This is a genomic window from Bradyrhizobium sp., from assembly GCF_030697065.1.
In the GTDB taxonomy this organism is placed as follows: Bacteria; Pseudomonadota; Alphaproteobacteria; order Rhizobiales; family Xanthobacteraceae; genus Bradyrhizobium.
In genome coordinates, this window is record NZ_JAUYQU010000244.1 from 1 (window position 1) to 10,071 (window position 10,071).

The window sequence follows — 10,071 nt, forward strand, 5'->3', positions numbered from 1 at the left end:
CATTCAGGATGAACTCGCCGAGCTCCATCACATAGGCGCGATCGGCGATCTTCAGCGCGGCCTGGGCATTCTGCTCGACCAGCAGCACCGAGACGCCGGCGGCGCGCAACTCGCCGATGGTTCGAAAGATGTCGGCCACGATGATCGGTGCGAGGCCGAGGCTCGGTTCGTCCAGCATCAGGAGTTTGGGGGCGCCCATCAAGGCGCGGCCCATCGCCAGCATTTGCTGCTCGCCGCCCGACAGCGTGCCGGCCAGTTGCTTGCGCCGCTCCTTGAGCCGCGGAAACAGCGTGTAGACCCGCTCGAACGATTGCGCCGCGACGGCCTTGGCGATCCGGAAGGCGCCGAGCTGCAGATTGTCCTCGACATTCATGGTGCCGAACAGTTCGCGATGCTCGGGCACCAGGCTGAGGCCCGCCGCGACGCGGTCCTCGATTTCCAGCTGCAGGATGTCCCTGCCGGCAAAGGCCACGCCGCCGGTCAGCGGCAGGATACCCATGATGGCGTTCAGCAGCGTGGTCTTGCCGGCGCCGTTGGCGCCGATGATGGTGACGATCTCGTCGGCGCCGACCTCCAGCGATACCGCGCGCACGGCCTCGACCTTGCCATAGGCGACATGCGCATCGCTTACCTGCAGCAGCGCGCTCATGCCGCCGCTCCGAGATAGGCCTTGATCACATCGGGATTGCGCTTGATCGCATCGGGGGTGCCCTCGGCGATTTTGGTGCCGAAGTCGAGCACCACGATGCGGTCGGCCAGATCCATTACGAAGCCCATGTCGTGCTCGACCAGCAGCACCGACATGCCGCCGTCGCGCAGGGTGCGCAGCAGCGTTGCGAGCCGCTGCTTTTCCATGTGACGCAGGCCTGCGGCGGGTTCGTCGAGCAGCAGCAGCATCGGATCGACGCACAGCGCGCGGGCGATCTCGACGATGCGCTGCTGGCCGAGCGACAGGCTGCCTGCCGGCTGATCGATCTGGTCGATGAGCCCGACGCGCTCGATCTGGCGCGCCGCTTCGGCCAGCAATTTCGCTTCATCGGAGCGGTCGAGGCGCAGCATGCTGGAGATGGCGCCGGAATGGCCGCGCAGATGCGCGCCGATCGCGACGTTTTCCAGTACGCTCATGTCCGGCACCAGCTTGACGTGCTGGAAGGTCCGGGCGATGCCGAGTTTTACCACCTCCTGCGGCGGCGCATTGTCGATGTTCCTGCCGTGCACCGAGATGGTGCCCCCGGTGGAGGTCAGCACGCCGGTGATCAGGTTGAAGGTCGTGCTCTTGCCGGCGCCGTTGGGACCGATCAGGGCGACGATCTCGCGGGCCTGAACGTCGAACGAGACGTCGTTGACCGCGATCACGCCGCCGAACTGTTTTCGCGCATTGTCGATCTGGAGCAGCGCGCCCGGAGCTGCGGCCGGCCGCTCGCGCGCAGGCAGGGTGAGAGAAGTATCGGGCCGCTTGCGGGCCGCTTTGAACGGCAGTCGCCCCATCAGCCACGGCCAGACCCCGGTCGGCGCCAGCTGCAGCAGCAGCACCAGCATGATGCCGAACACGATGGTCTCGAGCTGGCCTTCGCCGCGAAACAACAGCGGCAGGTAGCTCTGCAGGATCTCCTTCAAGATGACGACGATGCCGGCGCCCAGCACCGCGCCCCAGACATAGCCGGCGCCGCCGACCACTGCGATGAAGAGATATTCGATGCCGGCGTGGGCGCCGAACGGAGTCGGGTTGGCGGCGCGCTGGAAATGCGCATAGAGCCAGCCGGACAGCCCGGCCAGCACCGCCGCATAGATGAACACCAAGAGCTTGGCGCGGGGCGTCTGCACGCCGAACGCCTCGGCGGCGATGTGTCCGCGGCGCAGCGCGCGGATCGCGCGGCCGGTGCGCGAGTCCAGCAGGTTCATGCTGAGCAGCGCGCAGATCAGCACCGCGATCCAGATGGCGTAGTAGATCGTGCCGGCATCGAGCATCTTGAGGGTGCCAATCGACAGCGGCGGAATCCCGGTGATGCCGTCATTGCGGCCGAGGAATTCGAGCTTGCTGAACAGATAATACAGGCCGATGCCCCAGGCGATGGTTCCGAGCGGCAGATAGTGGCCCGACAGCCGCACCGTGACGAGGCCGAGAAAAACCGCGGCGCCGCCGCTGACCAGCAGCGACAGCGGCAGCGTCAGCCAGGGCGATACGCCATAGGCCGTCGAGAGCACCGCGGTGGTGTAGGCACCGAAGCCGCAAAACGCCGCCTGGCCGAACGACGTCAGGCCGCCGACGCCGGTCAGCAGAACCAGGCCCATCGCCACCAGCGCGGCGAGCCCGATATTGTTGAGCAGCACGATCCAGAACGGCGGCATGCCCGGGATCAGCGGGATCACCGCCATCAATGCCGCGAAGATCGAGATGGGTAGCAGCCGTTGCGTCATCGCCGTCAGTCCTTCTCTTCCTCGACCGCGGGCGCCGCGAGCGACCGCAGCACGAGGACCGGAAGGATCAGCGTGAAGACGATGACTTCCTTGAAATTGCTGGCATAGAACGAGGAGAACGCCTCGACGGTGCCGACTACCAGGGCTGCGACCGCGGTCAGCGGATAGCTGACGAGGCCGCCGATGATCGCGGCAATGAAACCTTTCAGGCCGATCAGGAAGCCGGTGTCGTAATACAGTGTGGTGATCGGCACGATCAGGATGCCGGACAACGCGCCGATCACGGAAGCGAGCAGGAAGGCGATCTGTCCCGACAGCGTGGTGCGGATGCCGACCAGCCGGGCGCCGAGCCGGTTGACGGCGGTGGCGCGCAACGCCTTGCCGTAGAGGGTGAGGCCGAAGAACAGCCACAGGCCGACGATGAAGGCGATGGTGATGGCGTAGACCGCGATGCTCTGGCCGGTGAAACGCAGCGGGCCCACCATGAAGGCCGCATCCGAGATGGTCGGGCCGCGCTGGCCTTCGGCGCCGAAGAATACCAGGCCGAGACCCTGCAGCGCGAGGTGGGCGCCGACCGAGGCGATCAGCAGCACCAGCACCGAGGTGTGCGCCAGCGGCTGGAAGACCAGCCGGTAGAGAAACAGCCCGATCGCCGCGACGATCAGCAGCGACAGCGCGATATTGACCGCGATCGGGGTGTTCTTGCCGGCGAGCCAGGACGTCAGGGCGTAGATCGCCACCGGCAGCAGGATGTTGATCGCGAAGGCCCGCCCGACCAGGCGCGGATGCAGCGAGCGGCGGCCGGCGAAAAGGTCGAGGCCGAACGCCATCACGCCCATCACCACCGCGAGCTGGGCGGTTCCCGGCATGTTGCCCGCCGACAGCGTGGCATAGGTCAGGGCGCCGAAGGTGACGAACTCGCCCTGTGGAATCAGGATGACCCGGGTGACGGCGAATACCAGCACCAGCGCAAGGCCGAGCAAAGCGTAGATCGCGCCGTTGGTGATGCCGTCCTGCACCAGGAACAGCATGATCGTCGTGTTCAAGACCGGGCGCTCCCCATCACGCGTCTGACCGGTCGCCCCTTGAGCGGCGGCTGACCGTCAAATAACAGCAGTTGAAAACTCCCGCCGATATTCGGTATAGTGCATAACAATTATCAAATATAACTTCAAGGCCCGTCCACTCTGTCAGGTCTCAGCTGAGCTTACCGGGATTGCGAGCATCGAGCGATGACTGTTTCGAAGACTGCCGATGTCGCCAAGCCGTCCCGCGCCGCCCGCAAGGAGCCGGCCGAGGTCGCCGTGGAAGCGGCGGCGCTGCAGCTCGGCGAATTGTCCGAGCTGCTGGGATATTCGCTCAAGCGCGCGCAGCTGCGGGTGTTCGAGGATTTTCTGCGCTGCGTGGCGCCGCTGCAATTGACGCCGGCGCAGTTCTCGGTGCTGCTGCTGCTCGACCGCAATCCCGGCCGCAACCAGACCGAGATCGCCAATACGCTCGGCATCCTGCGGCCGAATTTCGTGGCGATGCTCGACGGCCTCGAGAGCCGCGATTTGTGCACGCGGATCCGTTCGACCAATGACCGTCGTTCCCACATCCTGATGCTGACCGACAAGGGCCGCGCGGTGCTGGCGCGCGCCAAGAAGCTGGTCGCCAACAAGCACGAAGCCCGGCTCAACGAATTGCTCGGACCCGCCAACCGGGCCGCGCTGCTGGAGATGCTGGCGACGATCGCAAGAGAGTTTTGAGCGCCGTCACGCCGCGACGATCTGTCCGGACGCCTGCCGCGCCGCGCGCCGTGCGAGGTACAGCCGTTCGATTTCGCCTGCGGGCAGCGGCTCGCTGAACAGGAACCCCTGCATCTCGGTACAGCCCTCGGAGGCAATCCTGTCGCGCTGTTCCGGGGTTTCGACGCCTTCGGCCGTCGTCGTCATGCCCATGCCGCTGGCGAGCGCTGCGACCGCGCGCACGATGTTGAGCGAGCCGGCGTTGTCCGCAATGTTCTTCACGAAGGAGCGGTCGATCTTGATCTTGTCGAACGGAAAACACTGCAGATAGGTCAGCGAGGAATATCCGGTGCCGAAATCGTCCATTGCGATCCGTACCCCCAGGGATCGCAACTGGTGAAGGATGGCGAGGGCAGCTTCCCTGTTGTGCAGCAGCACGGTCTCGGTAATTTCGATCTCGAGACGCGTCGGATGCAGGCCCGAGGCCCCGAGTGCGCCGACGATGATCTGCATCAGCCCGGGGCTGCGGAACTGGGCTGCCGAAATATTGACGGCGATACGAAGGCCTTCCGGCCATGCGGCCGCGGTGGTGCAGGCCTGCCGGATGACCCATTCGCCGATCGGCACGATGAACCCGATCTCCTCTGCCAACGGAATGAAGTTGGCCGGCGACACCAGTCCCTGTCGCGGGTGATTCCAGCGGATCAGGGCCTCGAAGCCGCTGATGTCGTTGCTCGCCAGATTCACCACCGGCTGGTAATACAGTTCGAACTCGCCGGATGGCAGCGCCCTGCGCATGTCCTGCTCCAGGATGCGGCGGGTCTGCATTTGCAGATCCATCGCGGGCTCGAAAAACCTGAAGATGCCGCGGCCGTCGCCTTTCGCGCGGTAGAGCGCGAGGTCGGCATTGCGCAGCAGCTTGTCGGGGATCAATCCGTCGCCGGGTCCGACCGCGATGCCGATGCTGGCGCCGATCGTCGCCTGGTGGCCGTCGATCTCGAAGGGCTCGCCGATCGAATCGATGATGCGTTGCGCCAGCGCGGTGGCCTGGGCCGGATCGGCGATCGGGGCCTGCACGATCACGAATTCGTCGCCGCCCATTCGGGCGATGGTGTCGGTATCGCGCACCAGGGCGCGCAACCGGTCCGCGACGGTCTTCAGAAGCCTGTCGCCGGCGTGATGGCCGAACGTGTCGTTCACGGCCTTGAACTGGTCGAGATCGAGATGATGGACCGCGACGGCTTGCTCGCGGTGAATGCGGCGGTTAAGCGCCTGTTCGAGCCGCTCGTTCAGCAACACCCGGTTGGCAAGGTCGGTCAGCGCGTCGTGGTGCGCCATGTATTCGATCTTGACCTCGGATCGCCGCTGCTCGGTGATGTCTTCATGGGTGGCGACCCAGCCGCCGTCGGGCATCGGCCGGTGCCGGATCTTGAAGGTGCGGCCGTTGCGCAGTTCGACGATGCTGTCGGTGGGTTCGGCGGAAATGGCGACCTTGGTACGCCACTCGATGTATTCATCCCTCGTCATCGCGGGAAAGCTTCCCGCTTCAAAACGCATGTCGACGATTTCGCCCAGCGGGGTGCCGGGGCCGACGCGATCGGGCTGAAGATCGTACATGTCGAGGTAGCGATCGTTGCATACGATCAGGCGATGGGCGGCGTCGAAGAAGCACAGGCCCTGCGACATGTTGTTGATCGCCCTGTCGAATTGCAGGTTGGCGATCCTCAAATTCTCCTCGTGCTCCTGGCCGAGTTCGATCTGCCGGCTCAGGCGTGCGCTCATTTCCTCGCGGTCGGTGATGTCTTCATGTGTCGCCATGCCGCCGCCGTCCGGCATCGGGTAGACCGTGCGGGAAATGATCCTGCCGTCGGTGAGCTCGAGCACGGTCGTGCCCGCAATCGCGGCGTTCGCAATGCGTTCCCGGATGTCGTTGCCGGGAATTGAACGAACCCTGCTCAAATTCCGCCGGTGCTCGACAAGTTGGCCGATGCCGGTTCCGGGTTTTGTTTGCTCGGATGAGAGCCGATAGATGTCGGCGTAGCGCTGGTTGCAGAATACGACTTCGCGCCTGCTGTCGAAGATGATGATTCCCAGCGACAGGTTGTTGATGGCGTGCGCGAGGAGCCGGGTCGGAACGACCGGTTCCGGATCGTGGGCATGATCGACAAAATCCGCCATCGGGCGTTTCCCTGCACTGGCGTTGCAGCGCTTTCGGCCTTGAACGGCCGCATTAGAGCAGCAGGGCGGTGAATCGCCTGCTTGAGATGCCGGGATTTCGGACACTTCCTTGGAACGGCCTGAACAATGCGTTAACAATTCGCGGCTGGCGTGGAGGCAGATATCCTCTAGTCCACCAGGATCACCCTGATATCGTTCACATTGGTCAGTGTCGGGCCGGTCAGCACGAGATCGCCGGTCGCGGTGAAGAAGGTGGTGGCGTCGTTGTCGTCGAGACAGGCCTGGACGTCGAGGCCGAGCGACTTCATTTTTTCGAACGTGGCGGAATCGATCATCGCTCCGGCCGGATCGCTGGCGCTGCCGGCACCGCCGTCGGCGCCGTCGGTATCTGCGGCAAGCGCCGAAATATCCGGCGTGTCCCGGAGCAGGTCGGCCAGTGCCAGCGCATACTCCTGGTTGGGGCCGCCGCGGCCATGGCCGCGCACCGTGACGGTGAGTTCGCCGCCGGAGAGGATCGCCAGCCGCTTGCCCTCGGCGCGCGCCTGCAACGCCAGTCGGGCGTGGTCGGCGGCGACGCTGCGGGCCTCGCCCTCGAGGTCGGCGCCGAGGTCGATGATCGCGTAGCCGGCGTCGCGCGCCAGTCGGATCGCGGCGTCGAGCGAAGCCCTGGGCCGGGCGATCAGTTCGAAATGCGCGCGGGCAAAGGCGGGGTCGCCGGGCTTGCAGCTCTCGTTCGCGGCGTCATCGAGCGCCGCGCGGACGGCGTCATCGACCGCCAGCCTGTACTTCGCCACCAGCGCGCGCGCATCCGAAAGCGTGGTCGGATCCGGTACCGTCGGGCCCGATGCGATCGCGGACGCGTCGTCATGCGGCACGTCCGAAATCGCCAGCGTCACGATTTCCGCGCGCTGTCCGGCGCGCGCCAGCCGGCCGCCCTTGATTCGCGACAAATGCTTGCGCACGGTGTTGATCTCGCCGATCGGTGCGCCCGAGCGCAACAGCGCGCGGGTCACCTGCTGCTTTTGCGCGAACGTCACGCCTGCAGCCGGCGCGATCCAGTTCGCCGAGCCGCCGCCGGACAGCAGCACCAGCAACAGGTCGTCCGGACCCGCATCCTGCGCCAGCAGCAGGCTGTCCGCCGCGCCCTTGAGGCCGGCTTCGTCGGGCACCGGATGGCCGGCTTCGACCACCCGGATCCGCCGTGTCGGCACGCCGTGGCCGTGGCGGGTGGTCGCGATACCGGTGAGCCGCGACGGCGGCAGTCCCAGTTCGTCGAGATAGTGCCGCTCCGCGGCCGCGGCCATGGCGGCGGCGCCCTTGCCGGCGGCAAGACAAATCACCCGGCCCTTCGGCGCCGGGCGCAGATGCTGCGCCAGCACGACGTCGGGATGTGCCGCGGCAATGGCGGCGTCGAAAATCGCGCGCAGGAGAGGGCGTCTGTCGGTCATCGTGTCACGGCAGCCGGGTTGAAAACATCCAACCGGTTATCCATCCGTTCGGCACAAAAGAAAACCCCCGCAGGCTTGCTGCGGGGGTCGTTGCGTGAGCCCGAAGGGCTGTGCGGTTGCCGCCGGGCTAGTTGGTGGCGTCGCCGCTCAGCACTTCGCCGAACCGTTCCCAGGCTTCGCCCTTGAACCTGACCAGTTGCACCTGCGAGATCGGAGCAAAGTCGGTGGCGCTGGTGTTGACCTTGATGCCGGGCAAAAGGCCGCCGAGTTCGAGATCCTTGATGCTGGCCGCCTGCTTCATGACGTTTTCGCGGGTCAGGTTGTCGCCGCAGGCCTTCAGCACATGCACGATGCCCTGCGCGACGGTGTAGCCGAACATGACGTTGGCATCGATCCGGTTGCCTTCGGGGAAGTGCTTGGTGAGGAACTCGTCGAACGCCTTCATGCCGGCATCGTCCTTCCACTGCGGATCGGACGTATCCTTCAGGTAGGCGGACGAGATGATGCCCTGGCCCGCGTCAAAGCCGGCCGGCTTCATCACGGCGCCGATCGAAGCCGAGACGTTGTTGAGGAAATGAACCGGCTTCCAGCCGATTTCCGCGTTCTTCTTGATCGCCTGTGCCGCGAACTTCGGCGTGGTGATGTTGATGAACACGTCGGCGCCCGACGATTTGAGTTTGACGATCTGGGAGTCGATGGTCGGCTGCGAGACTTCGTAGCTCTCCTCGGCCACGATCAGCGAAGCCGCCTTGGCGCCAAGCCCGTCCTTCAGGCCCTTCAGGTAGTCCTTGCCGTAATCGTCGTTCTGATAGAGCACGCCGATCTTGGCGTTCGGCATTTCCTTCAGGATGTACTTCGCGTAGATCTGGGTTTCGCTCTGGTAGTTGGGCTGCCAGCCCATGGTCCAGGGGAAGTTCTTCGGATCGTTCCACTTGGTGGCGCCGGTGGCGACGAACAGCTGCGGCACCTTCTTCGAATTCAGGTACTTCTGGATCGCCGAGTTCGGCGGCGTGCCGAGCGGGTTGAAGACGAACAGCACCTCGTCGCTCTCGACCAGCTTGCGCGTCTGCTCGACGGTTTTCGGCGGGCTGTAGGCGTCGTCATAGCTGATGAAATTGATCTTGCGGCCATTGATGCCGCCTTCGGCATTGATCTTCTTGAAGTAGGCCTCTTCGGTCTTGCCGATCACGCCGTAGGCGGAAGCGGGTCCGCTGTAGGGCATGATGTTGCCGATCTTGATCTCGGTATCGCTGGCGCCGGGGTCGTATTTCTTCTGCGCGAGCGCGCCGCTGCTGGTTGCGGCAAACATGGCGAACGCAGCCGAGGCAATAGCAAGTTTCTTGGTCGTTGAAGGCATTCCAATTCTCTCCCATTTTCTTAGTATTGTGCGGGACTTATGACACGGTCGGCAGTGGCCTACAAGAAAAAGCCCCTGCGCGCATTGGCGCAGGGGCCGGTTCCGTATTCTTTCCTGACAGTCGGTTAATCCCGAAGCTGCGTCAGTTGGTAGCGTCGCTGCTCAGGATTTCGCCGAACCGCTCCCAGGTTTCACCCTTGAACCGGATCAACTGCACCTGCGAGATCGGAGCGAAATCGGTGGCGCTGGTGTTGACCTTGATGCCGGGCAACAGACCGCCGAGTTCCAGGTTCTTGATGCTGGCAGCCTGCTTCATGACGTTCGCGCGGGTGAGATCGTCGCCGCACTGCTTCAGGACATGAACGATACCCTGCGCGACGGTGTAGCCGTACATCACCGAGCCATCGATCCGGTTGCCTTCGGGGAAGTATTTGGTGAGGAACTCGTCGAACGCCTTCATGCCGGCGTCGTCCTTCCACTGCGGATCGGACGTATCCTTCAGGTAGGCGGAGGAGATGATGTCCTGGCTGTTCGGAAAGCCGGCCGGCTTGATCACGCTGCCGATCGAGGCGGAGACGTTGTTGAGGAAGTGCAGCGGCTTCCAGCCGATTTCCGCGTTCTTCTTGATCGCCTGCGCCGCGAATTTCGGCGTGGTGATGTTGATGAACACGTCGGCGCCCGACGATTTGAGCTTGACGATGTGGGAGTCGATGGTCGGCTGCGAGACTTCGTAGCTCTCTTCGGCCACGATCATCGAGACCTTGGAGCCAAGCCCGTCCTTCAGCCCCTTCAGGTAGTCCTTGCCGTAATCGTCGTTCTGATAGAGCACGCCGATCTTGGCGTTCGGCTTCTCCTTGAGGATGTACTTCGCGTAGATCTGGGTTTCGCTCTGGTAGTTGGGCTGCCAGCCCATGGTCCAGGGGAAATCCTTCGGATCGTTCCA

At 64.4% G+C, this 10,071-nt stretch carries 8 protein-coding genes; 1 reads left to right on the top strand and 7 read right to left on the bottom strand.

Translation table 11 applies throughout. The features are described from left to right. From Q8R73_RS19180 to Q8R73_RS19190, 3 genes are all read right to left on the bottom strand, one after another. Window positions 1-649 (bottom strand): ABC transporter ATP-binding protein (locus tag Q8R73_RS19180; RefSeq protein WP_305721124.1); only part of this gene is annotated, 649 nt, incomplete at its 3' end. After that, window positions 646-2,418 (bottom strand): ATP-binding cassette domain-containing protein, encoded by a 1,773-nt coding sequence (locus Q8R73_RS19185; RefSeq protein ID WP_305721125.1) that lies wholly within the window; start codon window positions 2,416-2,418, stop codon window positions 646-648. The genes Q8R73_RS19185 and Q8R73_RS19180, both read right to left, overlap by 4 nt. Window positions 2,419-2,423: 5 nt before the next feature. Beyond that, entirely contained in the window at window positions 2,424-3,464 is a 1,041-nt protein-coding gene (locus tag Q8R73_RS19190) for a branched-chain amino acid ABC transporter permease (RefSeq protein ID WP_305721126.1), read from the bottom strand. A 186-nt stretch (window positions 3,465-3,650) separates the two neighbouring features. Between Q8R73_RS19190 and Q8R73_RS19195 the strand changes: the two genes are divergently transcribed. Then, window positions 3,651-4,166, top strand: coding sequence for a MarR family winged helix-turn-helix transcriptional regulator (locus Q8R73_RS19195; protein WP_305721127.1), 516 nt, complete (start codon window positions 3,651-3,653; stop codon window positions 4,164-4,166). 6 nt (window positions 4,167-4,172) lie between these two features. On the opposite strand, the gene Q8R73_RS19200 is transcribed toward Q8R73_RS19195, so the two are convergent. From Q8R73_RS19200 to Q8R73_RS19215, 4 genes are all read right to left on the bottom strand, one after another. Beyond that, window positions 4,173-6,323, bottom strand: coding sequence for a bifunctional diguanylate cyclase/phosphodiesterase (locus Q8R73_RS19200; RefSeq protein WP_305721128.1), 2,151 nt, complete (start codon window positions 6,321-6,323; stop codon window positions 4,173-4,175). Between the two features lie 167 nt (window positions 6,324-6,490). Next, complete coding sequence (locus Q8R73_RS19205) at window positions 6,491-7,771, bottom strand: glycerate kinase (RefSeq protein ID WP_305721129.1); 1,281 nt, start codon at window positions 7,769-7,771, stop codon at window positions 6,491-6,493. Between the two features lie 127 nt (window positions 7,772-7,898). Then, window positions 7,899-9,128 (bottom strand): ABC transporter substrate-binding protein, encoded by a 1,230-nt coding sequence (locus Q8R73_RS19210; protein WP_305721130.1) that lies wholly within the window; start codon window positions 9,126-9,128, stop codon window positions 7,899-7,901. Between the two features lie 142 nt (window positions 9,129-9,270). After that, window positions 9,271-10,071: ABC transporter substrate-binding protein (locus Q8R73_RS19215; protein WP_305721131.1), on the bottom strand; the 801-nt coding region annotated here is incomplete at its 5' end.

Bases quoted from the DNA above. Each gene is read 5' to 3' on its own strand.
- Q8R73_RS19200 (WP_305721128.1), bottom strand. From the start codon at position 6,323: ATGGCGGATTTTGTCGATCATGCCCACGATCCGGAACCGGTCGTTCCG.
- Q8R73_RS19185 (WP_305721125.1), bottom strand. From the start codon at position 2,418: ATGACGCAACGGCTGCTACCCATCTCGATCTTCGCGGCATTGATGGCG.
- Q8R73_RS19195 (WP_305721127.1), top strand. From the start codon at position 3,651: ATGACTGTTTCGAAGACTGCCGATGTCGCCAAGCCGTCCCGCGCCGCC.
- Q8R73_RS19205 (WP_305721129.1), bottom strand. From the start codon at position 7,771: ATGACCGACAGACGCCCTCTCCTGCGCGCGATTTTCGACGCCGCCATT.
- Q8R73_RS19210 (WP_305721130.1), bottom strand. From the start codon at position 9,128: ATGCCTTCAACGACCAAGAAACTTGCTATTGCCTCGGCTGCGTTCGCC.